The 26,188-nt window shown below is 38.9% G+C and carries 22 protein-coding genes and 1 riboswitch; of the genes, 14 read left to right on the forward strand and 8 right to left on the reverse strand.

Annotated features, from left to right (window positions below; all coding sequences use genetic code 11):
• Positions 1-25 precede the first annotated feature (25 nt).
• From purB to rplS, 10 genes are all read left to right on the forward strand, one after another.
• A complete protein-coding gene (purB, locus tag EWU23_RS06200) occupies positions 26-1,390 on the forward strand; it encodes an adenylosuccinate lyase (RefSeq protein ID WP_166229902.1) in 1,365 nt (454 codons plus the stop codon).
• A 4-nt stretch (positions 1,391-1,394) separates the two neighbouring features.
• The gene (locus EWU23_RS06205) at positions 1,395-1,787 is read left to right on the forward strand and encodes a VOC family protein (RefSeq protein ID WP_166229904.1); all 393 of its coding nucleotides are present in this window, start codon (positions 1,395-1,397) and stop codon (positions 1,785-1,787) included.
• Between the two features lie 206 nt (positions 1,788-1,993).
• Positions 1,994-3,415, forward strand: a complete 1,422-nt coding sequence (locus EWU23_RS06210) for an anthranilate synthase component I family protein (RefSeq protein ID WP_166229906.1) — start codon at positions 1,994-1,996, stop codon at positions 3,413-3,415.
• Positions 3,416-3,421: 6 nt separating this feature from the next.
• On the forward strand, positions 3,422-3,985 hold the full coding sequence (locus EWU23_RS06215) for an anthranilate synthase component II (RefSeq protein ID WP_166229908.1): 564 nt from the start codon (positions 3,422-3,424) through the stop codon (positions 3,983-3,985).
• 3 nt (positions 3,986-3,988) lie between these two features.
• On the forward strand, positions 3,989-4,978 hold the full coding sequence (gene trpD, locus EWU23_RS06220; protein ID WP_166229910.1) for an anthranilate phosphoribosyltransferase: 990 nt from the start codon (positions 3,989-3,991) through the stop codon (positions 4,976-4,978).
• A 1-nt stretch (position 4,979) separates the two neighbouring features.
• Positions 4,980-5,768, forward strand: a complete 789-nt coding sequence (gene trpC / locus EWU23_RS06225; RefSeq protein ID WP_166229912.1) for an indole-3-glycerol phosphate synthase TrpC — start codon at positions 4,980-4,982, stop codon at positions 5,766-5,768.
• A gap of 1 nt (position 5,769) precedes the next feature.
• A complete protein-coding gene (locus EWU23_RS06230) occupies positions 5,770-6,387 on the forward strand; it encodes a phosphoribosylanthranilate isomerase (protein WP_166229914.1) in 618 nt (205 codons plus the stop codon).
• Between the two features lie 4 nt (positions 6,388-6,391).
• The gene (gene trpB / locus EWU23_RS06235) at positions 6,392-7,582 is read left to right on the forward strand and encodes a tryptophan synthase subunit beta (RefSeq protein ID WP_166229916.1); all 1,191 of its coding nucleotides are present in this window, start codon (positions 6,392-6,394) and stop codon (positions 7,580-7,582) included.
• A complete protein-coding gene (gene trpA, locus EWU23_RS06240; protein ID WP_166229918.1) occupies positions 7,583-8,362 on the forward strand; it encodes a tryptophan synthase subunit alpha in 780 nt (259 codons plus the stop codon).
• A gap of 132 nt (positions 8,363-8,494) precedes the next feature.
• On the forward strand, positions 8,495-8,848 hold the full coding sequence (rplS, locus tag EWU23_RS06245; RefSeq protein WP_109322003.1) for a 50S ribosomal protein L19: 354 nt from the start codon (positions 8,495-8,497) through the stop codon (positions 8,846-8,848).
• A 453-nt stretch (positions 8,849-9,301) separates the two neighbouring features.
• Here the strand turns inward: rplS and EWU23_RS06250 are convergent, their stop codons facing one another.
• Together EWU23_RS06250 and EWU23_RS06255 are read right to left on the reverse strand one after the other, a co-directional pair.
• Positions 9,302-9,910: a Crp/Fnr family transcriptional regulator gene (locus EWU23_RS06250; protein ID WP_166229920.1), complete on the reverse strand. Its 609-nt coding sequence runs from the start codon at positions 9,908-9,910 to the stop codon at positions 9,302-9,304.
• Positions 9,911-10,229: 319 nt separating this feature from the next.
• Positions 10,230-10,937 carry an ABC transporter ATP-binding protein gene (locus EWU23_RS06255; RefSeq protein ID WP_166229922.1) on the reverse strand — a complete coding sequence of 236 codons (708 nt, stop codon included), beginning with the start codon at positions 10,935-10,937 and terminating at the stop codon, positions 10,230-10,232.
• A 155-nt stretch (positions 10,938-11,092) separates the two neighbouring features.
• Between EWU23_RS06255 and EWU23_RS06260 the strand changes: the two genes are divergently transcribed.
• Entirely contained in the window at positions 11,093-12,124 is a 1,032-nt protein-coding gene (locus EWU23_RS06260) for an acyltransferase family protein (RefSeq protein ID WP_166229924.1), read from the forward strand.
• A gap of 99 nt (positions 12,125-12,223) precedes the next feature.
• Here the strand turns inward: EWU23_RS06260 and EWU23_RS06265 are convergent, their stop codons facing one another.
• Together EWU23_RS06265 and fusA are read right to left on the reverse strand one after the other, a co-directional pair.
• Positions 12,224-12,799: a YdeI/OmpD-associated family protein gene (locus EWU23_RS06265; protein ID WP_166229926.1), complete on the reverse strand. Its 576-nt coding sequence runs from the start codon at positions 12,797-12,799 to the stop codon at positions 12,224-12,226.
• A gap of 111 nt (positions 12,800-12,910) precedes the next feature.
• Positions 12,911-15,004 carry an elongation factor G gene (fusA, locus tag EWU23_RS06270; protein WP_166229929.1) on the reverse strand — a complete coding sequence of 698 codons (2,094 nt, stop codon included), beginning with the start codon at positions 15,002-15,004 and terminating at the stop codon, positions 12,911-12,913.
• 148 nt (positions 15,005-15,152) lie between these two features.
• Between fusA and EWU23_RS06275 the strand changes: the two genes are divergently transcribed.
• On the forward strand, positions 15,153-15,833 hold the full coding sequence (locus EWU23_RS06275) for a ComF family protein (RefSeq protein ID WP_166229931.1): 681 nt from the start codon (positions 15,153-15,155) through the stop codon (positions 15,831-15,833).
• 11 nt (positions 15,834-15,844) lie between these two features.
• On the opposite strand, the gene gldJ is transcribed toward EWU23_RS06275, so the two are convergent.
• Positions 15,845-17,104: a gliding motility lipoprotein GldJ gene (gene gldJ, locus EWU23_RS06280; RefSeq protein ID WP_235942165.1), complete on the reverse strand. Its 1,260-nt coding sequence runs from the start codon at positions 17,102-17,104 to the stop codon at positions 15,845-15,847.
• A gap of 63 nt (positions 17,105-17,167) precedes the next feature.
• Positions 17,168-20,518 (reverse strand): transcription-repair coupling factor, encoded by a 3,351-nt coding sequence (mfd, locus tag EWU23_RS06285; protein ID WP_166229933.1) that lies wholly within the window; start codon positions 20,516-20,518, stop codon positions 17,168-17,170.
• A gap of 70 nt (positions 20,519-20,588) precedes the next feature.
• A riboswitch (TPP riboswitch) is annotated at positions 20,589-20,684 on the forward strand.
• A 92-nt stretch (positions 20,685-20,776) separates the two neighbouring features.
• Between mfd and EWU23_RS06290 the strand changes: the two genes are divergently transcribed.
• Positions 20,777-23,227, forward strand: coding sequence for a TonB-dependent receptor (locus tag EWU23_RS06290; RefSeq protein ID WP_166229935.1), 2,451 nt, complete (start codon positions 20,777-20,779; stop codon positions 23,225-23,227).
• Between the two features lie 60 nt (positions 23,228-23,287).
• Here the strand turns inward: EWU23_RS06290 and EWU23_RS06295 are convergent, their stop codons facing one another.
• A complete protein-coding gene (locus EWU23_RS06295; protein ID WP_166229937.1) occupies positions 23,288-24,028 on the reverse strand; it encodes a glycosyltransferase family 2 protein in 741 nt (246 codons plus the stop codon).
• Positions 24,029-24,077: 49 nt separating this feature from the next.
• Here EWU23_RS06295 and EWU23_RS06300 point away from each other — a divergent pair, with 49 nt between their 5' ends.
• On the forward strand, positions 24,078-25,127 hold the full coding sequence (locus EWU23_RS06300; RefSeq protein WP_166230367.1) for a TerC/Alx family metal homeostasis membrane protein: 1,050 nt from the start codon (positions 24,078-24,080) through the stop codon (positions 25,125-25,127).
• A gap of 103 nt (positions 25,128-25,230) precedes the next feature.
• Here the strand turns inward: EWU23_RS06300 and EWU23_RS06305 are convergent, their stop codons facing one another.
• Entirely contained in the window at positions 25,231-26,118 is an 888-nt protein-coding gene (locus EWU23_RS06305; RefSeq protein ID WP_166229939.1) for an AraC family transcriptional regulator, read from the reverse strand.
• Positions 26,119-26,188: the final 70 nt, after the last annotated feature.

Below are 26,188 nucleotides of genomic sequence, written 5' to 3' on the forward strand. Positions count from 1 at the left end.
ACCTTTGCGCTTTACAAAAAATACCATGGAATTAAATCGCTTAAGTGCCATCTCTCCCGTTGATGGTCGTTACCGAAAACAAACGGAAGTCTTATCTCCTTATTTTTCTGAATTTGGATTAATTCAATACCGTGTTCGTGTTGAAATCGAATATTTCATTGCTTTGTGCGAAATTCCATTGGCTCCACTTTTAAGTTTTCCTGCGGCTGCTATCCCTGCTTTGCGTGGTTTATACCAAAACTTTTCAGAGCAAGATGCACTTTGGATTAAAGAAAAAGAAAAAGAAACCAATCACGATGTTAAGGCAGTTGAATACTTCATTAAAGATCAGATTGCTAGTTTTACTCAATTTGGCGACTTAACTGAATACTTGGAGTTTATTCATTTTGGTTTAACTTCTCAAGATATTAATAATACCGCAATTCCCGTTTCTATATTGGAAGCTCATCGAGCAGTTATTTTACCTGCTTACATACAAGTTAAAGAGCAATTGGCACATGTAGCGAATGACTGGAAGGACATTCCAATGTTGGCTCATACACATGGCCAGCCAGCTTCTCCTACTCGTTTAGGAAAGGAAATCCAGGTTTTTGTAGAACGTCTAGATAGACAATTGGAGCTTTTGGCTCAAGTGCCCTTTACAGGGAAATTTGGTGGAGCAACAGGTAATTTTAATGCACATCATGTGGCATTTCCCAACATCCATTGGCCAGAATTTGGGGCTAATTTATTAGAAAACAAATTAGGGATACAACGTAGTAAATATACTACCCAAATTGAGCATTACGACAATTTAGCAGCCTATTTTGATGGTCTAAAGCGATTAAATACCATCTTGGTGGATTTGGCTCGTGATGTTTGGTCCTATGTTTCCATGGGCTATTTCAAACAAAAGATTAAAGCGGGAGAAATTGGTTCTTCAGCGATGCCACACAAGGTTAACCCCATCGATTTTGAAAATGCCGAAGGGAACCTTGCTATTGCCAATGCTTTATTGGAATTTTTATCAGCGAAACTTCCTATTTCTCGTTTGCAAAGAGATTTGACAGATTCAACGGTTCTTAGAAATGTAGGAACTCCTTTAGCTCATATTATGATTTCCTTGAATTCACTTCAAAGAGGATTAGGTAAATTGGAATTGAATGAAGCCAAAATTCACCAAGATTTAGAGGAAAATTGGGTGGTTATTGCAGAAGCTATACAGACCGTTTTACGTCGGGAATCCTATCCTAAACCCTATGAAGCATTGAAGGAATTAACCCGTCATCATGGAAAGATTGATCAAGCGGTATTTCAACAATTTATTCAGGGATTAGCTGTTTCCGATGCGATTAAAGCGGAATTGTTATTAATATCTCCATTTAATTTCGTGGGAAGAGACGAAAACTAAGCTGATGAATCAAAGGATTGCACAAATTTCTCTTGTGGTGGATGATTATGATGAAGCCATTGCTTTTTATACGAAAAAGCTGGGTTTTGACTTAGTGGAAGACACGGTCATGAGTCCTACGAAACGGTGGGTTATTGTCAAACCAGTGGGAGATGGTTCTTGTCAATTATTATTGGCTAAGGCAGCTAATGAAGAACAGGCATCACGAATCGGGAATCAAACAGGAGGACGAGTTTTCTTGTTTTTACATACGGATGATTTTGATCGCGATTATCAAAATTTACTGTTTCAGGATGTTCAGATTGTTCGGGAAGCTAGCGTGGAAGAATATGGTAAAGTGGCGGTATTTGCTGATTTATATGGCAATTTATGGGATTTAGTAGAAAGGAATGCCTAGTTTTTTTTATCCTTAAATTTTGATTTACCATATTTCAGATTACATTTGCATCAAATTATTATAGAAATGACTAAAACAACATACAACAAAAACTGGTGGCAAGGCTAAAATTTCCTTGAACAGTTTTGCTGTGTGTATATGATATGTTTTACTCAAGGCTTGCTGTTCCCAGTAAGCCTTTTTATTTTAATTTTGCCGATAGCCTCATGTCCAGTTCAAATAAATTTACCATCCATACCACTAGGAAGACTTTGTTAGCTGATACGCTGACACCCATTGGTATTTTCTTGAAAATCAGAAAAAACTATAAAAATTCTGTTATTTTAGAAAGTGCTGATTACCACGGTAGAGAGCATGGTTTTTCTCATATTGCCTTTGATCCCGTAGCTAGTTTTGTTTTGGATCAGCAGCTTGTCACTCAGACTTTCCCTGACGGAACAGTTGAAACTTTCCGATTAGATCATCCGAAAGATGCCGTGAAGGTATTACAAGATTTTTCTTCTCGTTTTACTTATCAAAGAGAAGCTGGTGATTCTCCGATGTCCAATGGACTTTTTGGTCACATCAGTTATGATGCAGTCACATATTTTGAAGATATCCAGATTCAAGATAAAAATCCGGAAACAGCCATCCCATCCATTCGATATTATGTATATCGCTATGTAGTGGCATTGAACCATTTCAATAACCAAATGACTTGGTATGCTCACAGTTATTTAGATGGTCAAACACCGAATTTGGATGCAGTCACTTATCATTTGGAAATGCCACATTATACCTTAGAGGCATTTAAAAGGGTAGGTGAAGAACAAAGTAATTTAACAGAGGCTCAGACTGAAGAAATTGTAAAGACTTGTATTAAACATTGTTTGCGAGGAGATGTATTTCAAATAGTGCCTTCCAGAAGGTTCAGTCAAACTTTTACAGGAGATGATTTCCAGGTGTATCGAGCGTTGCGTTCGGTAAATCCATCCCCATATTTGTTCTTTTTTGATTATGAACAATATCGCATTTTTGGGGCTTCGCCAGAGAAACAAATCAAAATTGATCATGATTTGGCAGAAATTCACCCAATTGCGGGAACATTCCGTCGGACTGGAGATGATGCTCGAGATGCGGAGCTTGCTCAAGCATTGATTGCTGATCCGAAAGAATCTGCAGAACATGTGATGTTAGTGGATTTGGCAAGAAACGATTTAAGTAGAAGTGCTGATAATGTGAAGGTGGAGACCTTTAAAGAAGTGCAGTTCTTTTCTCATGTGATACATTTAGTGTCAAAAGTGACGGGTACCTTACAAAAAGGAGTTAATCCTTTGCAAATGGTGGCAGATACGTTTCCTGCAGGAACCTTAAGTGGGGCTCCTAAGTACAATGCCATGACGATTATCAATCGTTTGGAACCGACTAACCGCCATATTTATGGAGGAGCCATCGGTTTTATGGATTTTGAAGGCAATTTTAATCATGCCATCGCTATTCGAACCTTTTTGAGTAAAGGAAATACCTTGTTTTATCAAGCAGGGATGGGTGTTGTGGCTAAATCCGTAGTAGCCAGTGAAATGCAAGAGATACATAACAAATTAGCTGCGCTGAAAAAGGCCTTGGATGTAGCTGAAAATTTAGCATAAGAAGCCATGAAAGTATTAGTAATAGATAACTATGATTCATTCGTATACAATTTGGTATACTTATTGAAAGAGATTGGGGCAGAGGTGGATGTGTTTAGAAATGATAAAATAGCCTTAGAAGAAGTAAAGGCATATGATCATATTTTACTTTCACCTGGTCCGGGAATTCCCTCAGAAGCGGGTATTATGTTGGATTTATTGAAGGAGTATGCTTCTAGCAAGCGTATTTTAGGGGTATGTTTGGGACATCAAGCCATAGCGGAATCTTTTGGTTCGAAATTGCAAAATATGGGGGAGGTCTTGCACGGAGTAACTACCGAATGTGTCGTTATTGATCCTACAGAAAGATTATTTCAAGGAATACCGGCTCGATTCGAGGTTTGCCGCTACCATTCATGGACGGTTATCCCAGAAAGCATGCCTTCTGATTTAAAAATTACGGCAGTGGATGATAAAGGATATGTGATGGCGGAGGCTCATCAGAGGTACGATGTGCGTGGAGTGCAATTTCATCCAGAGGCCTATTTAACGCAACATGGATTGCAAATGATTAAAAATTGGATTCAATAAAACATGAAAGATATATTAAGTAAGCGAGTTCAAGGGTATTCTTTAACCGAAGTAGAGGCAAAAGATGTATTGTTGCGCATGGGTCAAGGAGGAATCAATCCTAGTCAAATTGCTGCATTTTTAGTCAGTTATTGGTATACACCTATTCAAGTTCAAGAATTAAAGGGATTTGTTTCCGCCATGATGGAATTGGCAGTAACCATTGACCTGACGGAGTTTGATGCCATGGATGTATGTGGCACGGGTGGCGACGGGAAAGATACCTTTAATGTCAGTACCACTTCATCTTTTGTGGTGGTAGGTGCTGGACAAAAGATCGCGAAACATGGCAATCATGGTGTTTCTTCGGCCGTTGGTTCTTCTACCGTATTGGAGTTTTTAGGGGTGAAGTTCAGTAATGACCCCAGCTATTTAAAGCGTAAAATGGAATCTTCGGGCATTTGTTTTTTACATGCTCCATTATTTCATCCAGCCATGCGCCATGTAGGTCCTATTCGTAAGGAATTAGGGATGAAAACCTTTTTCAACCTATTAGGCCCTTTGATGAATCCTGCTTTGGTTAGTAAGCAATTAACTGGGGTCTATGCCAAAGAAGTATATGACTTGTTTGTGCAATTTTATGCATCTGGAAGTAAGAAATTTGGAATCGTTTTTGGAGAAGATGGATATGATGAAATTTCTTTAACGAGTTCATTTTTATTGACTACCAAAGTAGGGGAAACTCGATATTTCCCAGGTGATTTTGGTTGCGAAACGTTTCAATCTCAAGATTTAAGCGGAGGCGCCAATGTAGAGCAGTCTGCCGATATGTTATATAAGATATTACAAAGACAAGGTACACCTGCTCAAACCCAAGTGGTTTTGGCCAATGCGGGAGCGGCTTTGCTCGTTGCAGAAAAGGTAAGTAATTTGTCAGATGGTTATTTAATGGCCAAAGAGTCTTTGGAAAGTGGTAGAGCTTTTCAGGTTTTCAAGAAATTTATCATGGATTAAGATGAGTATTTTAGCTACAATTTTAGATTCCAAAAGGAAAGAAGTTGCGGAAAGGAAATCACACATTTCCATGAATGCATTGGAGAAAACGGGATTTTTTGCGCGGAATTGCCATTCCTTATCAATGTCTTTAACGCAGCCTGCGTCAACGGGAATTATTGCTGAATTTAAGAGAAAATCGCCTTCAAAGGGAGTGATCAATGATCGTTTAACGGTAGAAGAAGTGACCCAAGCCTATGCTGCTGCTGGTGCTGCATGTTTGTCGGTATTAACGGATACCCCCTTTTTTGGAGGAACGGATCAGGACTTTGAAAAGGCTCGTCGGGCTAATCCCCATACTCCTATTCTGCGCAAAGACTTTATGGTAGATGAATACCAAATTGTGGAGGCAAAGGCTATGGGTGCTGATGTGATTTTGTTGATAGCGGCGGCATTAAGTCCTCAGGAAATAAAACAGTTAGGAACGCTGGCACGATCATTGGGCATGGAAACATTGCTGGAAGTGCATGATGAAGCAGAGTTGAATCGGAGTTTAGGTGAGCATATTTCTGTAGTGGGAGTGAATAACCGTAATCTGAAGAATTTCGCGGAGCAGAATGTGGAAGCATCGAAGCGTTTGGCAGAAAAAATACCAGCTACTTGTATTAAAGTATCTGAAAGTTGTATTTCAGGTCCCAACATAATTCAAGAATTACGAGGATATGGATATAAAGGCTTTTTGATTGGAGAAAGTTTTATGAAAACGGAAGCTCCAGGCAAGGCTTTGTTGGATTTTTTAAATCAAGGTTAAGATGAAATGGAAGGTTTGCGGCATGCGAGAAATGGATAATATCCAGGAAGTGGCCAAGGCCAAGCCGGACTATATGGGGTTTATTTGGGCAGAAGCTTCACCCAGGTATGTGGGAGAGGATTTTGTGATACCTCAAGCAGTATTGGGTAAAACCATCGCTGTGGGGGTATTTGTGAATCGAGCCGTTACCAGCATTATTGATTTATCACAGAGAGCGGGATTTACTTGGGTTCAGTTGCATGGCGAAGAAAAAGATGAAGAGATTTTGGCACTGAAAAAAGCAGGATTAACTGTGATAAAAGCCATTTCGGTGGCAGATAAACAGGATGTGGAAGGGTTGGGTTTAGCGCCTGATTTTTATTTATTTGATACCAAAAAAGGAAAGCAAACAGGTGGAACGGGGCAGCGATTTGATTGGGATATATTAGCCGCATATACAGTTGGAAAGCCTTTTATTTTGGCAGGCGGTTTAAGCAAAGAGAATGTAGTGGAGGCAATTGAATTAAGTAAAAAATATCCAATTTATGCGCTTGATTTTAATAGCAAAGTGGAAATCAAGGCTGGGTTGAAAGATGTACAAGAAGTACGGGAAATTTCGGAAATATTAGCAGAAAATTAGCGTTATGGCACTTACTTATCAAGTAGACGACAAAGGTTATTATGGGGAATTTGGTGGGGCATTTATTCCCGAGATGCTTTATCCTAATGTGGAGGAGCTTAGAACTCATTATCTTGATATCATCAAGGATCCTTCTTTTCAAAAAGAGTTTCATGATTTATTAAGGGATTTTGTGGGAAGACCCACACCTTTGTTTGAGGCAAAGCGATTATCAGAGAAATATCAAACTCAGGTGTATTTGAAAAGAGAGGATCTTTGTCATACAGGTGCACACAAAGTAAATAATACCATCGGGCAGATTTTAGTAGCCAAGAAATTGGGTAAAAATAAGATTGTGGCAGAGACAGGTGCGGGTCAGCATGGTGTAGCTACTGCCACCGTTTGTGCCTTGATGGGCTTGGAATGTATTGTTTATATGGGTGCTATCGATATTGAACGTCAGGCGCCTAATGTGGCGAGAATGAGAATGTTAGGGGCACAAGTAGTGGCAGCAGAATCAGGTTCTAAGACCTTGAAAGATGCTACCAATGAGGCCATGCGCCATTGGATTAATCATCCCGTTGATACGCACTATATCATTGGTTCTGTGGTGGGGCCTCATCCTTATCCGGATATGGTAGCAAGATTTCAATCGGTGATTTCAGAAGAAATAAAGGCTCAATTGACGGAAAAAGTAGGTAGAAATTACCCCGATTATGTGTTGGCATGTGTTGGAGGAGGTTCAAATGCAGCCGGAGCTTTTTATCATTATTTAGATGAAGCAAGAACCCAGCTGGTGGCCGCGGAGGCAGCAGGACAGGGGATAACTTCTGGACATTCTGCTGCGACTACTTTTCTAGGTAAGTCGGGTGTATTGCATGGCAGTAAGAGTTTGTTAATGCAAACAGAGGATGGACAAGTGATAGAACCTTATTCTATTTCGGCAGGATTGGACTATCCGGGAATAGGCCCAATGCACGCTCATTTATTTAAAACGGGGAGGGCTCATTTTTACGATATCACTGATGAGGAGGCCTTGGCTTCGGCTTTGGAACTAAGTCAATTAGAAGGGATTATCCCAGCATTGGAGTCAGCTCATGCCTTAGCGGTATTACCTAAATTGCAGGCAAAGTCTACTGAAATCGTGGTTATTAATTTGTCAGGAAGAGGTGATAAGGATTTGGCTACATACCAACAAAGATTAAATTTAGTTTAGATGAATCGAATTTCAGCAGTTTTTGAATCGGCGAAAGGCCCTATATTAAATGTATATGCTACGGCAGGTTTTCCGCATTTGGGAGATACGATGACCGTATTGGAGGCTCTTCAAGAAGGAGGAGCAGATATCATTGAGATTGGAATGCCCTATTCTGATCCAGTGGCGGATGGAGAAACCATACAGCAGTCGAATCAGGTTTCCCTGGATCAGGGAATGACAGTGGCTCATTTATTTGAGCAATTGAAAGATTTGAGAGTCAAAGTTCAAGTTCCGGTATTGTTGATGGGATATATCAACCCTGTTTTACAATTTGGGGTGGAGAGATTTTGTCAAAAATGCCAGGAAGTAGGAGTTGATGGCTTGATTTTACCAGATTTGCCTATGGCTGAATATGAGTCGGAATATCAAGAAATTTTTGAGCGATATGGTTTGTATAATATCTTTTTGATTACACCCCAAACGGCAGATGAGCGTATTCGTCGGATTGATTCGGTCAGTCAAGGCTTTATTTATATGGTTTCATCGGCTAGTACGACAGGTGCTAAAACAGGTATTAGTTCAGAGCAAGAATTATATTTTGAAAGAATCAATCAAATGAACTTGAAAAATCCCCGATTGATTGGATTTGGAATTTCGGATAGGGAGAGCTTTTTGAAAGCTTCGGCTTCGGCCTCGGGGGCTATAATTGGTAGTGCTTTTGTGAAGTTGTTGGCTCATTCGAGTCATTTAAGAGAGGATATAGTGACCTTTGTTCGGGGGATTAAAGGGCTTAAATAATTTACAATTTTTTGACTAACAGTTTTTTAGAAAAAATAATTTTTCTATCTTTGCAACCCAAATCAGTGAGGCTTATGTACGATTGGACCGCTAAGCACTGATAATCACCAAAGTTTGAACAAATAAATTAAGATGAGTGATTTAATTAAATTAGTTGAAGCAGAAAATGCAGCTCGTAGAGCAGATCATCCTGAATTTGCAGCAGGAGATACCATTAATGTTCACGTTAAGATTCGTGAAGGTAACAAGGAGCGTATCCAGGTTTTCCAAGGATTGGTAATTCAACGCAAGAATTCTGGTGCTGGTGAGTCATTTACGGTTCGTAAGATTTCTAATGGAATTGGTGTTGAGCGTATTTTCCCAATCTTGTCTCCCAACATTGACAAAATTGAAGTATTACGTCGTGGTAAAGTACGTAGAGCTCGTTTATACTACATGAGAGGTAAGCAAGGTAAAGCTGCTCGTGTTAAAGAGAAGAAAAAATAAGAGGTTTGAATTCTTTGAAATAGAAAGAGCTGCTCCGAAAGGGCAGCTCTTTTGTTTTAGGGTACTAGTGGTTAGATGTAAAATCGTTGGTATAAGATGATAAAGGGTCGGTCATGTGTTTTACAAGAGAGGAGTTTTTAGGCTCCTCCGTTGTATATTAGAAATTATTAGTGATTAGGTGGTTAACGAGAGCGATAAGGTGACAAATCATTTTCGAAACAGAAGTAAATAAATTTGATTCGAAAAAGGTTAAAAAATTGGCCGATTGCACTTCCATTTTTAACGAATAGTTTTAGAACACAGATTGCAATATTTTTCTCTTGTTAACCGATAACGATCAAATTTTCCAAAAAAAATGGGAGATTTTTTCGATTATCACACTACAAATGTCAAAAATATTATTTGAAATATTCTTGCGAAAAATCAATAAATAAAGTTGAGATAACGCAAGTATTAGTCGATAAGCGACCCATTTTCCATGATTTTTCGTCGTACTCGACTTAATTCAGATGGGCTCATATTGAGGAAGGAGGCTTTGTACTTATCGGGCACCTGCTCATCCATATCCTTAAATGCTTTGCGAAATGCTTCATACCTTATTTGGGTATTTCTAATATGTAAAAAGGAGGTGATTCGTTCATGTTGAACGAGTGTTTCTTGAAGAATAATTCTACAAATAGTGTTGGAATGAGGGATTTCAATATACGCTCTTTCTAAATCTTCCTTTTCCATGTAGAATACCTCTGATTTTTTAAGCGCATCTAAGGTTATTTCACTAGGTCTTTCATGGAAAAAGCTTTCAGCTGAGATGCCAAATTTACCGGGTAAGGTGAACCATCTTGAAATAGGTTCGGGCATGTCTAATTGGTCAACCCACGAATATTCCCGCAATAGACCAGAGGCTAGAAAATAAAATTTGCTGTTGATTTCTCCTTCAGCAATGATGATTTGATTCTTTTGAAAAACTGCAGGTTTAAAATATCCGGCTAATTGCTTCGTTTCGGAAGGGTTCAGAAGATTAAATGTTTTAAGGTAAGCTTCTAAGCTTGCTAAAGTGGTCATAAAAAGAGGGTATTGAATAAAATGATTAGAGTGATATAAATGCAGACGGACTCTTTTACTTTGGAAATCTGGATGGATTTGCAAAGAGTTAGAGAGGGATTCAGCAATGAAGAATTCAATATCTTCAAGGGGGTGTATACATTTAGAACGCTCCAAAGATATAAATCCATTGGTAGATAGCCAATTATGAAGGATGTAAAGCTGTTCTGGAATTTAATTTCTTGCGCTTTCTCAAGAAAAACACTTGATATATAACAAAAAAAGCCCTAAAATTAGAATGATCTCTAATTTTAGGGCTTAAAGTTTAAGGTAGAATCAATTACTTGATTACTTTTCTTACGTTTTGATTGATGGTATCAGACTCGATAAGTCCATCTCTTAAACGGATAATTCGGTGAGCATATTGAGCAATGTCATCCTCGTGGGTAACCATCACAATGGTATTTCCTTTTTTGTGAAGCTGATCAAAAAGATCCATAATCTCATAGGAGGTTTTTGTATCCAAATTACCTGTTGGCTCATCCGCAAGTAAAATAGAGGGATCATTGACCAAGGCTCTGGCTATGGCTACACGTTGTCTTTGCCCTCCAGATAACTCATTAGGTTTGTGGCTAGCCCGATTGTCAAGCCCCACTCCTCTAAGTGTTTCCATGGCAATTTCATTTCTTTCTTTTTTGGAATAGCCTGCATAAATCAAGGGAAGAGCCACATTATCTAAGGCGGATTGTCGAGGTAATAAGTTGAATGTTTGAAATACGAAACCGATTTCTTTATTACGAACAGCAGCTAATTCATTCTCCGACATTTCACTGACATCATGACCATTTAAAATATACTTGCCCGTACTAGGTGTATCCAAACAACCAACAATATTCATCAAAGTGGATTTGCCAGAACCAGATGGACCCATAAATGCGACATATTCACCTTTATTCACTGAAATACTAATGTTTTTTAAGGCATCAATTACCTCTTCTCCCATCACATAGCGTTTGGAAATATTTCTTGTTTCAATAATTTTGGTCATAATCTCAGGAATAAAATATCTTAAAAATACATCCAATACCTGAAAGAAGTTTCACTTTTCTACAAAAGATACGCATCGTGGATAAAGCAGCTCTAGGAAGGATAAGAGGTTTATTGCTCAATATGTTTTAGCTTTGTTAGCTGTAGATTTACTTGATGAAATACATACCTGCTTTGGATGGCATTAGGGCCATAGCAATATTATTAGTATTGATTTTTCATTGGTTTCCCACGAACCATTGGATAAATACCATTCCCAATGGTCCAGTGGGTGTTACATTGTTTTTTGTATTAAGTGGATATTTGATTACTTCCATATTACTGAGTCAAAGAGAAAGCCATTCCTTCGCTAAATCATTTGGCAATTTTGTAGCTCGTAGAGCTTTACGAATCTTTCCTATTTACTATGCCGTTTTGACCTCATTACTTGTCTTAAAACCATTAGGTCTCCAAATCGTCAGTGATTTTTATAATCATCCAGGCTATTATTGGTCGTATTTGTATAATCATTGGTTAGAACAAAGTCAAAATTGGTCAGATATGCTCTCGCCTTATTGGTCACTTTCCGTTGAAGAGCAATTTTACATCATTTGGCCCATACTGATTTTGGGGATAAGTTCTAAGAAGAGCTTATTGTCGCTTCTTTGGGCCACTACTATACTAGGATTAGTTGCTAGGTTTGTTTTGATTCATCAATATGCAGGTATTGGAGTATACATGATTACTTGTGTGGATACATTTGCCTGGGGCGGATTATTAGCCTATTATATAAGAGAGGGAAGAGAAGAACAAGTAAGATCTTTGGCCAAATGGATTATACCCGTGGCGGCCATCGGATTTTTAATAACTACCCTGTTAATGTCTGATATTAATCTTGGAAAGCAGTTGTTCTTTCGAACTTTTACATCCATACTTTCAGCAGGTTTGATTTTGGGAGCATTGCAATTGGGTTTCTTGGCTCGGGTTTTATCGATACGACCGTTGAGAGAAATAGGAAAGGTTAGTTATGGCCTGTACTTGTACCATATGCTAATTCCTGATTTGTTTTATCAGCTGATGAATCGACTTCACATTTCGATCAATGATCCATTCCATATTTACGGGATAGTGGTATTGTTTACCTTCAGTTTTATCTCTTATCAATTATTTGAAAAACCCGTTCAATCACTTAAACGATATTTTGTTTAACGGGGATGAATTATCAGTTTTTTCGAGGGGGAAAAGGGAAAAATGAGGTAGTTTTGCCTAACGCTGTCAAGGTTTCAAACCTTGACAGCGTTGGGTGGATTAATGGAATTTTTCTCCATTAGCCAGTTTTTCAAGGATTTGTTCCATTCTCTTTTTTCTGGTTTCTGGTTTTTTTGCCGACTGAAGTCTGAAGTAGATGGCGAATAAATTCGTTCGATTGAGGGATTGAAAAAAGAATTCTGCAGGTTTGTTCTTTCTCAGTTCAACTAGGAAATCTTCAGGAATAATCATTTCACTTTGAGCAGCATAAGCTTGCTCCCACCGACCATCTTTTTTGGCTTCATGTACTGCTTGTAAGCCGGCTGGCATCATTTTGCCTGCTTGAGTCAATCGCTCAATATGCTGAATATTGATTTTGGACCAGATGCTTTTAGGTTTACGTTGACTGAATTTTTGCAACCAATAATGGTCATCCATTGGGAGTTTTTGGCTGTCAATCCATCCAAAACAAAGAGCTTCATCTAAAGCTTCCTTGTAAGAAATGGTTTGCTCGGGGGCTTTTAATTTGGATAATTGAAGACATATAGTTGGGGAATTGGCATGGTGTTTTTCCAGCCATTCCCGCCAATCTTGTGTGGAATGGAAAGTTAATATCTCCGCTTTGTTACTTGTCATGCCTAGATTTTTGACTTAAATATAATTAATTGAGGCAGGAAGGCGTATGTTTGGGCAATAAAAAAAAGCCCCCGATTTTCGAGGGCTTTCCATTCATATATTGCTTGGATATTACAATCCTTTCGCTTTCTTAACGACTTCGTCAGCAATGTTTTGCGGAACAAATTCATAATGAGAGAAAGTTAATGATGCAGTAGCACGTCCAGAAGACATAGTACGTAAATCCGTAACATATCCGAATAATTCAGATAAAGGTACATCCGCTTTTAAGATAACTGCACCTTGACGAGAATCCATACCTTTCATGATACCACGACGACGGTTTAAGTCACCTGTGATAGGTCCTGTATACTCATCTGGAGTAACTACGTCAACAGCCATGATAGGTTCCATTAATTTAGCCCCCGCACTTTTTGCTGCTTCTTTGTAACCCATACGAGCGGCTAATTCAAATGATAATGAATCTGAATCGACATCATGGTAAGAACCGTGGAACAAACGTACTCTCATGGAATCCATTGGATAACCCGCTAAAGCACCTGTTTTCATAGCCTCGTCGAAACCTTTTTGAACTGCAGGGATAAATTCACGAGGAATAACACCACCCACGATATTGTTCACAAATTCTAAACCTGGTTTGTCGTCTTCTCTTGGTCCGATTTCAAATACGATATCAGCAAATTTACCTCGACCACCTGATTGTTTTTTGTATACTTCACGGTGCTCAGTTGTCTTAGTTAATGACTCCTTATATGCCACTTGTGGAGCTCCTTGGTTAACTTCTACTTTGAATTCACGTCGCATGCGATCGATGATAATCTCTAAGTGAAGTTCACCCATTCCTTTGATGATGGTTTGACCAGTCTCTTCGTTTGATTCTACTTGTAATGTTGGATCTTCTTCGATCAATTTAGTGATGGCTTTTGAGAAGTTATCAGCATCAGCTGTTTTCTTAGGCTCAATAGCGTAACCAATTACTGGCTCAGGGAAATCCATTGCCTCTAAAACGATTGGGTGTTTTTCGTCAGATAACGTATCTCCCGTTTTGATGTCTTTAAATCCAACTACTGCACCAATATCTCCCGCACCTAAGCGCTCAATCGAATTTTGCTTGTTAGCGTGCATTTGGAAGATACGAGAGATACGCTCCTTATTTCCTGAACGGTTGTTCAATACGTAAGAACCTGAATCTAATCCACCAGAGTAAGCACGAATAAAGCATAAACGACCTACGTAAGGGTCAGTAGCAATTTTAAATGCTAAAGCCGCAAATGGCTCTGATTCAGATGGTTTTCTAAGGGTTTCTAAACCGGTATTTGGGTCAGTTCCTTTTACACCTTCTTTGTCCATTGGTGAAGGCAAAATAGCCATTACGTAATCTAACATGGTTTGAACTCCTTTGTTTTTGAAAGAAGAACCACAAACCATGGGAACAATTTTCATGGAAATAGTGGCAGCACGTAAAGCAGCCAAAATTTCATCTTCTGTGATTGAGTTAGGATCTTCGAAATATTTCTCCATCAAAGTCTCATCAAACTCAGCTACTGCTTCTAATAATTTCTCACGGTATTCAGTCGCCTCTTCTAGCATATCATCTGGAATAGGTACCTCAGTGAATGTCATACCTTTATCAGCCTCGTTCCACTTGATACCACGGAAGTTAACCAAGTCAACTACTCCTTCGAAATGCTCTTCAGCACCGATAGGCAATTGCAATGGTACTGCGTAGCTGCCTAACATTTCTTTCACTTGTTTACACACGTTTAAGAAATCAGCACCAGAACGGTCCATTTTATTAACGAAACCAATACGAGCAACGTTGTAATTATCAGCTAAACGCCAGTTAGTTTCTGACTGTGGCTCTACACCATCTACCGCAGAAAACAAGAATACTAGGCCATCTAACACACGTAGGGAACGGTTTACCTCTACAGTAAAGTCAACGTGACCTGGTGTATCAATGATGTTAACATGGTAATCTTCGTTACGGTATTTCCAGCTTACAGTAGTTGCAGCAGAAGTGATCGTGATTCCACGCTCCTGCTCTTGCTCCATCCAGTCCATGGTTGCCGCACCATCGTGTACCTCACCAATTTTGTGACTCACACCTGCGTAATACAGGATACGTTCCGTCGTGGTGGTTTTACCAGCGTCAATGTGCGCAGCAATACCGATGTTTCTAGTGAATTTTAAATCGCGTGCCATTTTTAAAGGTTAATTATGATATAAGTGTTTTTACTCTTCTCTAAGATTATCAAGAACTTGAACTACATGGTTTTAGGATGTAAACTTTAGGTTCTTATTTAGGGGTGCAAAATTACTGAATCTTAATTAAATACAAAACTTTTTTCAAATGTTTAAGCGCATTTTACAATTGCTTTATCCGGAAGTTTGTTTTGCGTGTTCCAAGACCTTATTAGAATCCGAGGATTTACTTTGTACCCGGTGTCGATTGGAGCTCCCAAGACCTGGTTTATTCCTTCCAAAGCCCAATTGGCTCAGTCTAAAATTCGATGGATGGATGGAATATCAGGATGCACATTGTTTCTTTTTATTTTCTGAAGGAGGGCGCGTTCAGCACCTAATGCATCAAATTAAATACAAAGGAGCCCAAGATTTAGGCCGATTTCTAGGAATTTGGTGTGGCGCTGAATTAAATAAGTACAATTGGCCCCAACCTTACGAGTTGATTCTTCCTATTCCCATGCACCAACAAAGAACGCTTGAAAGAGGATATAATCAAGCGCATTGCATAGCCGAAGGAATATCGTTAAGTACCCATATTCCAATCTTAATGGGTGGGGTAGAGAGAATCAAGAATAGTCAAACCTTGATTCATCAAAATCGACAAGAACGATTTCATGTTTTGGAAGATGTATTTCAGGTAGCTGATCCATCGATCATTCAAGGTAAACATGTATTAATTGTTGATGATACCTTGACAACGGGGGCCACGATGCTGGCATTAGGTCAAAAAATAAAAACCGCCGGAGCTAGACAAGTGTCTTTTTTAGCTCTGGCGGCTTTACAATAAAAGGGAAAATGTTATTTGTTTGTTCCTGCGGAAATCATAGCGCAACGGAATCCGATGGTAGCCGTTGCTGAATCTTCATCCAAATAACGACGAGTACCTGGCGCTAACCAATAAGCCACATCTGACCAAGATCCACCTTTGTAAACGCGTACCTTATTATCAATTAATGAGTTATTGTTTTTGCTGTCGTAGCGACTAGCCTTATCTAATTTTTCATTTCTACGAACAGGGTTCAAATCGTTGAAATCTTGAAATGAAAGTGGACGATATAAATCTTGTACCCACTCATTTACGTTACCTGCCATTTGGTATAAACCAAAATCATTCGGTGGGTACTTGTAAACTTCTGTCGTGATAATAGCACCGTCATTCGATTTACCTGCGATACCCGCATAGTCACCACGTCCACGCTTGAAGTTAGCCAACATGGTTCCTCTCGCTTTTCCTTGCGATTGGCGTAAAGAAGGACCATCCCAAGGATAAATACGTTGGTTGATTTGGTTTTCATCTTCTTGCTGCGTACCAATCATAGCCTTTGCTGCATATTCCCATTCTGCTTCTGTGGGAAGACGATAGGAAGGCAGCACTCTACCTGATTCAATCGTTAAACGTGCTGTGGTGTTCGTTCTCGTAGTGGCTGCAGTAGCAGCAGTTCCTGAGGTTGCAGCACCTTTTTTAGGTTTCTTTTCTTTGACTTTATCACTACCAGCTAATTGTTGATTAACAACTGCAGTTCTCCATACACAATAGTCATTTACTTGTTTCCAAGAGATTCCAACTACTGGATACATACGGAAGCCTGGGAAACGCAAATATTGCTCCACATAGGGGTCATTAAATGCTAAATCGTTTTTCCAAACAGTAGTATCAGGTAAAGCTGATTCGTAAAAATCTTGAGTGGAGTCTTTTTGGACCGAATATAAATATTCTAAATAATGCACATTGGCAATTTCTGTTTCATCCATGTAAAAAGATTGTACAGAAACGGTTCTTTCCACGTTGTCATGCATGCCCAATACATCCTCTTCCAAAGAGCCCATGGTGAAACGGCCACCTTCAATAAATACCAAATTTGGGCCAGTTAATTGGCCACTGAATTTTTTATCTACTTGAAACCCACCCTTTTGGTTGTAGGAAATGCCTGTAGCAGAGGATTTTGAACCGATATTTACACTGCTAGGTTTTACGCCAGATTTGATTCCACTTGGACATGATGTCAAGAGAAATACACTAGCACAAATCCCCATTACAATTTTCAATTTAGCAATCATTGATATCTTTTATCGTAAGAATTTGAAAAGCAAAGGTATAAAATTCAATTAATAAGCTCAAAACTAGCCTAAAATATCCACTAAAATAGTATTTAATTCTTCAATACTACTGATTCGGTCTACTTGAAGAATCAATTTGTTTGCTTTTTCTCTCAATTGACACTGTCCTTTTCGAGCATTGACAAAGTTGATTACCTTCAAAACAATGGAACTAGCATGTTTTTGATGCGTCTCAGATGAAACGAAATGAAGCTTAAGGATATTGTTTTTTAACAGTATTTTTTCAATTCCTAAAACTTGTGCTTTCCAACGACATTTCACTAGTTCAATCATGTCGCTCACTTCTTGAGGCAATTTGCCGAAGCGATCCTCAATTTCTTGAATGAATTTATTTAGATCTTCTTCATGATCAATTTCATCCAATCGGGTATATAAAGCTAAACGCTCTGATATACTTTGCACATAGGTATCAGGGATTAAAACACGTAAGTCTGTCTCAATTTGGCAATCCACTTTCAATGTTTCAGCTACTTCATGTAAATCAGCTTCAAACAAGGCTTTAAATTCATTTTCTTTCAATTCCTGCACAGCTTCATCTAGGATTTTGTGGTACATATCATAGCCTAAATCATTGATAAATCCGCTTTGTTCAGCTCCTAATAAATTTCCTGCTCCACGAATATCTAAATCGCGCATGGCTACTTTTATCCCATCTCCAAGGTCGGAAAATTCCTCCAATGCACTTAATCTTTTACGCGCATCACTCGTCAAATTAGCCAAGGATGGAGTGACTAAATAACAATATGCCTTCTTGTTGGATCTTCCCACACGTCCCCGCATTTGATGTAAATCAGATAAGCCAAAATTATTGGCATTGATGATAAAAATGGTATTCGCATTTGGGATATCCAAGCCAGATTCAATGATATTCGTGGCCACTAAAACGTCATAATGCCCCTCAATGAACCCCAGCATGATTTTTTCTAATTTATCACCATCCATTTGTCCATGTGCCACGGCAATTTTGGCATCAGGGACCAAACGTAAAATTCGATTAGCGATACTTTCAAGTTCTCCAATTCGGTTATAGACTACAAAGACCTGACCGTTTCTGGAAAGCTCTTCTCTAATGCCATCCCTTAACAATTCATCGTTCAATACGACCAATTTGGTTTCTACCGGCTGGCGGTTGGGTGGAGGGGTCGCTATGATGGATAAATCCCGGGCCCCCATGAGCGAAAAGTGCAAGGTTCTAGGAATAGGTGTAGCAGTTAAGGTCAATACATCTACGTTTACGCGCATTTCTTTCAAGCGGTCTTTGACCTTCACCCCAAATTTTTGTTCCTCATCAATAATCATCAGTCCCAAATTTTTGAAAACAACATCTTTGTTGACCAATCGATGGGTTCCTATCAAAATGTCGGTCACACCTTTAGCTACGCGATCTAACGTTTCTTTAATTTGTTTGGGCGACTTAAATCGATTGATATATTCTACTTTACATGGAAATGCGGCTAAGCGGTCATGAAAGGTTCTAAAATGCTGCATTGCCAAAACCGTAGTAGGGACTAGAACAGCTACTTGCTTGGAATCTGCTACGGCTTTGAAAGCAGCCCTAATAGCTATTTCCGTCTTACCAAAGCCTACATCTCCACAAACCAAACGATCCATGGGGTGGGGTTTTTCCATGTCGGCTTTGACATCTTGCGTAGCTTTGGCTTGGTCTGGAGTATCTTCATACAAAAAGGAAGATTCTAATTCGGCTTGCAAATAGGTGTCTGGTGAAAATGAAAAACCAGGGGCAGATTTACGTTTGGCATATAAGGAAATCAATTCCTTGGCAATGTCTTTTACCTGTTTTTTGACTCTCGACTTTTTATTGTCCCAATCCGGAGAACCTAGTTTCGACATACTAGGAGGTGCTCCTTCCTTACCTGAATATTTAGAAATTTTGTGTAAAGCATGAATGGAAACTGAAAGCACATCATCATCTCGATAAATCAGACGAATGACTTCCTGTTCTCCATTGGAAGTGTCAATCAGGTTTAATCCAGCAAAACGACCAATTCCGTAATCAATATGGGTAACAAAATCGCCCACTTGCAGGCTTCGCAATTCCTTTAAGGTCAGCGCTTTATTCTTAGAAAATTTATTTTTTTCTTTAAACCGATGGAATCGGTCAAATAGTTGATGGTCTGGGTAAAATGCTATTTTCGTTTGCTCATCAATGAAACCTTCGCGCAAAGTAATCTGCAGGTTTTTGAATTGAATCGACGTATTTAATTCATTGAAAATTACTTCCAATCGTTCCAATTGACGGGAAGATTCCGAGCAAATGATATTTTGATAGCCTTGAGTTTGATTATCGAGCAAAGCTCCGGCTAATCGTTCGAAATCCTTATGAAATGCCCCTGGGTTTTTGGAAGCATAGGTGATGGTATCCGCATTTTTTAAGTGGTTCCTTTTTCCGTATTCGACTTGGGTAAATTGGTTCAGGGATTTCAAAAAGTCTTTTTTATTTTCCCAGCGTTCGGAAGGATCAGACATGATTTGAATGTCACTCCCTCGACTTTTCAGTTCTTCAAAAGCATCATGTGTTTTTTGGAAGTAGTTTTGAATAATTTCCAAGAGCATATCTTGGTCTTTTATCCAAAGGATGCTGTTTTCTGGGAAGAAACTCAAAAAACTTTCTCTACTTTCTTGAATGAGCTTGGTTTGCACATCTGGGATGAGGTGCATGGCTGAAACGGACTGAATGGAAAGTTGTGTTTCCGGATGGAAGGTTCGAATACTATCTACTTCATTACCAAAAAAATCTAGTCGATAGGGGAATTCTGTCGCATAAGAAAATACATCTAAAATTCCTCCCCGAACGGAATATTGACCTGCTTCATAGACAAAATCGGTCCGCTCAAAATCATACTCATTCAGCGTTTCTGCTACAAAATTTGGGTCAATTTTATCACCCACGTGGATGGAAAGTGTATTTTTAACCAGTGATTTTCGATTGATTACTTTTTCACTTAATGCTTCTGGATAGGTGACAATATAGATGTCTTTACTGGGTAAATTACTGAGCACATTGAGCACTTCAGCGCGCATCAATACATTGGCATTATCTATTTCTTCCCATTCATAGGGTTTTTTATGGGACATAGGAAATAGTAAAACTTCAGCATCTCCTACCAATGCTTGTAGGTCATTGAGCAAGTAATGGGCCTCCTCTTTTTCTTCGCAAATCAGTAGATAAGGCCTTTTTTCTTGTTTGGTGGCCGCCATGATGATGGCGTCCAGAGAGCCATATAAGCCTTTTATATGAAATTTACTTCCTTTCGGGGCATGATGAATCTGCGAGGAAAGAGTTTGAATAATTCCATCGTGTTGGTAGTGAGCAATAAAATCTTTTACAATCATAATCTACCAAATCAGGGCAGCCAATTTTTTCTTAGGGCTTGCAAAGGTAGGAATTTTTGTATCTTTGTGCATCCACAAAAAGGGGTGCCCAAATTTTTGGGCTGAGATTATACCCATTGAACCTGATACGGTTAGTACCGGCGAAGGGATTTTGTCGAGTTTTTAGCGCTGAAAACTCAAAAAAATCATCGATGTAAGGGTTAGCATGTTAAATCAGACAGGATTTGACTCCTTTACCTGTTGTTAAACTTTTCAAAAATGAAAAAGATAACGACACAATTTTTTCTTATTGCAGTAATTGCCATGATGGCTGTGCCAGTTTGGGCGCAGAAAACCTTCCGTTGGGAAGGGACGGTCGTAGACCAGGAAAACTCCCAAGCTCTATGGGGGGCTAGTATTCAGCTAAAAGATAGTCAACGAGGTACCGTTACCGACAGTAAGGGACATTTTGTGTTAACCAGCACGCAATCTTCGGTGAGCATTTCGATTCATTTTGTTGGATTTGAAACCCAAACCAGGGTATTACATGCTACCGAGAAATCCGTATCCATTCAGCTGAAGAAATCCTCATTTTTAAATGATGAAGTGGTTGTTAGGGCTACTCGTGCCGATGAAAATTCAGCGATGGCTTATACCAATGTGGGCACAAAAGAATTGACTAAGTCCAATTTGGGCCAAGATATGCCGGTATTGCTCAATTTCACTCCCTCCATTGTGACTACATCCGATGCAGGAGCTGGCGTTGGATACACAGGGATTCGTATCCGAGGTTCTGATGCTACTCGTGTGAATGTGACCATCAATGGAATACCTGTGAATGATTCAGAATCTCAAGGGACTTATTGGGTAAATATGCCCGATTTTGCCAGTTCGGTTGCCTCCGTGCAAATTCAACGCGGGGTAGGAACGTCCACCAATGGAGCTGGAGCATTTGGAGGATCTGTCAATATGCAAACCAATAGTTTTGAAAAAGAACCTTATGCCGAATTGAATGCTTCTGGAGGCTCATTTGGGACATTAAAAACTACTTTGAAACTAGGAACGGGCTTGTTGGCTGGAAAATGGACCCTTGATGGTCGATTATCCCGCGTGGTTTCCAATGGTTACCTAGACAGAGCATCATCTAATTTGCAATCCGCGTATTTATCTGCTGCTTATTTTGGCAAAAAATCCTTTTTTCGATTGAATTATTTTATTGGAAAGGAAAAAACGTTTCAATCCTGGTATGGAACTCCAGAAAGCCGGGTAAATAATGATGTGGCAGGAATGAATGCTTACATAGAACGAAATTGGTTGAGTGAAGCGGAAGCAAAGAATCTGTTAGAAAGCGGTAGGACATACAATTATTATACTTATCCCAATCAAACGGATAATTATGCACAAGATCATTATCAATTGTTAACACATCACAGTTTGGGAACACATTGGAATTTGGACTTAAATGGACATTATACTTATGGAAGAGGTTATTACGAAGAGTATAAAGCTGACGCCAGTTTGTCGAAATACGGTTTGGCTCCCATCAATCTAGGATCAGTTTTGTTAACAAGTACCAACTTAGTAAGAAGGAAATGGCTGGATAATGATTTTTATGGAAGCACTTTTGCTTTGAATTATGATGCCAATCAAGGGTTCAAATTTATTTTTGGAGGAGCATGGAACCGTTATGTAGGTCGTCATTTTGGGGAAGTTATTTCTGGAGATAATATGCCAAATTCTTATTTGGGACATCGTTGGTATCAAAGCCGATCACAAAAAACAGATTTGAATATGTATGTCAAAATGAATTATGCTTTGGCGGCTAAGTGGCAAAGTTATTTGGACTTACAGTACCGTTCTGTGGGTTATTCGATGCGAGGTACAGCAGACAAAATGCAGGATATTAGTCAAATCTGGACCTATGATTTCTTTAATCCCAAATTTGGTTTGACGCATCAAGTATCTGAATCAAGTAAAATGTATGGTTCATTGGCTGTAGGAAGTAAGGAGCCTAGTCGACAAGATTTTATTGACAATCCAGGCACAACTCCAAGATCAGAGTTTTTGACGGATTATGAATTGGGTTTTGAGAGAGCAGCATCCAATTATTCATTTCAATTGAATTTGTACCGAATGCAATACCGAGATCAATTGGTCTTGACTGGTGCGGTCAATAGTGTGGGAGAAGCCATTCGAACGAATGTTCCTGAAAGTTATCGCATGGGAGTAGAAGCCAGTTTAAATTATCGTTTGTCCAATCATTTTACTTGGCAGGCTAATCTTACGTTGAGTCAGAATAAAGTCTTGAATTTTGTAGAAAGTATTTCTGATTATGATACCTATGGGGTGAAAATAGTCAATCATGGAACCACAGATATCGCATATTCTCCATCGACCATTGCGGGAAGTCAATTGACCTATATTTGGAAAAGTTTGGAAACGAGCTTGTTAACTAAATATGTGGGTCAACAGTATTTGGACAATACTTCGGATGAAAATAGGAAATTGAAAGCTTATTGGACTCAGGATATTCGTTTGACTTATCCTATAAAGACGAGTTGGGCAAAAAATTTACAAGCTAGTTTGCTGTTAAATAATGTAGCCAATACCTTGTATTCATCCAATGGATACACGTATAGTTATGTGTATGAACAAAAAGTGATTACTGAAAATTTTCAGTATCCTCAGGCAGGATTTAACTTTTTAGTAGGTCTTTCCATTCGCTTGTAGGAAATTAAACAAAAATCCCCTGCCGGTTTGACAGGGGATTTTTTATTTAAAATGATAGCCTTACTTACCCATTAAGTCCCAAGTCCAGCCCATCTTGGCTAGGCGGTAACGAAGGGAATACCACAATACGCCAAAACCATAAATGGAACTGCGTTTGAAATTGATGGAAGAAGCTTCTTCAAAATATTTGGTTGGGCAGGTGACTTCACCCACTTCAAATTTTTTCCAAAATAATTGGAGCACCATTTGGTTGTCGAAAATGAAATCATCGTCACATTCTTGAAAAGGAACTGCTTCTAAAACTTCTCTTGAAAAAGCCCGGTAGCCAGTATGGTATTCGGAAAGTTTTTGACCTATGAGGATATTTTGGTACAAGGTCAAAATGCGGTTGGCAATGTATTTATACATGGGCATACCACCTTTCAAAGCACCTTTTCCTAGGATTCTAGAGGCAAAAACCACGGGGTATAAACCGTTACCGATGATACTTATCATAGCCTTTAAAAGCAATGGAGTATACTGGTAATCTGGGTGAAGCATGATGACGATGTCACCCTGCAATTCCAAAGCTTTGGTGTAACAGGTTTTTTGGTTACCCCCATAACCCTTGTTTTTGTCGTGGCGAATCACATGTTGAATGCCAATTTGCTTAGCGACTTCTACCGTATTGTCTGGACTATGGTCATCTACAAGAATGACATCATCCACCCAATCGTGAGGAATCTCGTTATACGTTTTTTCTAGTGTGAGTGCGGCTTTATAGGCAGGCATCACAACAATTACCTTTTTCCCTTCGTACATAAAATGTGTGCCAAAGATTTACGAACTTTGGGCTTTGATGCAAAATTAGATATTTATGAGCGAAACTTTGTTTTTTATTCTGTTTTCAGTGGGAGTCTTGGCGGTGATGTTGGTGGATTTAGGTGTTTTTAAGACTGGACCACAGTCAGAAGTAACTTTTCGAGAGGCGGGTTTTTGGAGTGGGGCTTGGGTAATTTTAGCACTATTATTTTATCTATTTTTGAGGTTCAATGGAGGGATGGTTCATGGCATTCATGATGTGCCAAGTTTGCAAGTTGTTCAAGAATTATATGCTAAACAGATCCAATTAGGAACGGGTACTTATTTAGATCAACTAGCTGTATTTCAGGAAAATATGTCCTTGGAGTTTATTACAGGTTATTTGGTGGAATACTCTTTGTCGGCTGATAATGTCTTTGTCTTTATTTTGATTTTCAATTCATTCGGGGTTCAAAAGCGTTACTACAAAAAGATTTTAGTTTGGGGTGTGTTGGGGGCTATTGTGTTGCGACTTATCTTCATCTTTTTGGGAGCAGCACTATTACAGAAGTTCGATTGGATTATTTATCTGTTTGGAGCATTTTTGGTATATACGGGAATAAGCATCATTGTTAAAAAAGATAGTGAGGAGGAAATGGTTCCTGGACATCATCCTGTTGTGAAGATTTTATCTAAATATTTTAATGTGTACAAAAGGAATGTCATTGGACGCTTTTTTGTGCGTATGAAAACGGGCAAATTGTACATTACGCCCATTTTTGTCGTAGTAGTAGTTATTGCTTTTACGGATATTTTATTTGCGGTGGATTCAATTCCAGCCATATTTTCCATCTCTAAGGATCCATACATTGTATTCTTTTCCAACGTATTTGCGGTCATGGGATTACGGTCCTTATTTTTCTTCTTGTCGAACTTAATGGGTCTCTTTCGTTTTTTACCGATGGGATTAGGAGTGCTTTTGAGTTTTGTTGGAGTCAAGATGTTAGCTCATCATTATTTGGAGCAAATAGGCTTTGGGACTTTAGCTTCACTGGGTGTCATTATTGGGATTTTGACCGTGAGCATTGTTTTAAGTATGCTTTTCCCAGAGAAAAAATAATCAGTTTTTTATCAGGTAGTTGAAGGTGGAATTGGGGGGAAATAGTGAAATTTGCCCAACGCTGGCAAGGTTTTAAACCTTGACAGCGTTAGGTTTTTCCCTTTTACCGATGCCATTCTAAAGTCAATTTTCGATATTGTAATGGTGGCATTTTCATCCATTGTTTGAACTGCTTGTTGAAGTGAGACAGATTTCCGAATCCACTCTCAAAACAAATCTCAATCATGGGTTTGGAGCTACTTCTAAGCAATTGACAGGCATGTTTAATCCTGAATTCGGTAACTAATTCCACAAAGGTCTTATGGGTAACTTTTTTGAAATAGCGGCAAAAAGCCGTTTCAGTCATGTTGGCTAAATGGGCCACTTCATCTAAATGTACTTCATGCGTATAATTGGCAATGACATAGGCATATACTCGATTGATTCTTTCTAAATCCACCGTAGATAATGTATAACTGCTTTCACTAGATTCAATGGGGTGAAGGTCAGCTGCTTGAGTACTTAAGGTATGTAGGATTTGTAAAAAATTCAATAAACGAGGAAAGGGGGCTAAACCTGTTAATAATAACATCTCCCTAGCAATTTTGTCTTGAGTGCTTCCTTGAATTGAAAATCCCAAATTGGCTCTCTCTAGCAAAGATTTAATGGCGGAACTTTCTTTTTTATTCATAAAAGCCTCTCCCAAGAAATCTGTAGAAAAATGAATTACTAAAGCCTGAGCGGTATTTTCCTCCAAGTCTTCTGTTAGCCAATCTTTCCGGTGATTTTGCCAGCAATGCGGCAAATTTGATCCTAAAAGAACTAAATCTCCTGAGCTAAAGTCGCTTATTTGGTTGCCAATAAACCGTTTCCCTTCTCCTGAAATAATCAAGGTAAGTTCCAATTCAGGATGGAAATGATATGGGGCATCAAAACGAGCTTGTTTTACTTCCTTGATTTCGAAGGACAAAGCTTCGCTTCCTTTTGCCAAATGCTCCAAACTAGCTTTCATCTTATTTGAAAATTATCAGAATAGTGGATGTAAATATTAATCAATGGTAAAATTGCATTAATTTCTACAA

It is taken from the genome of Aquirufa beregesia (assembly GCF_011090385.1).
Classification (GTDB): domain Bacteria; phylum Bacteroidota; class Bacteroidia; order Cytophagales; family Spirosomataceae; genus Aquirufa; species Aquirufa beregesia.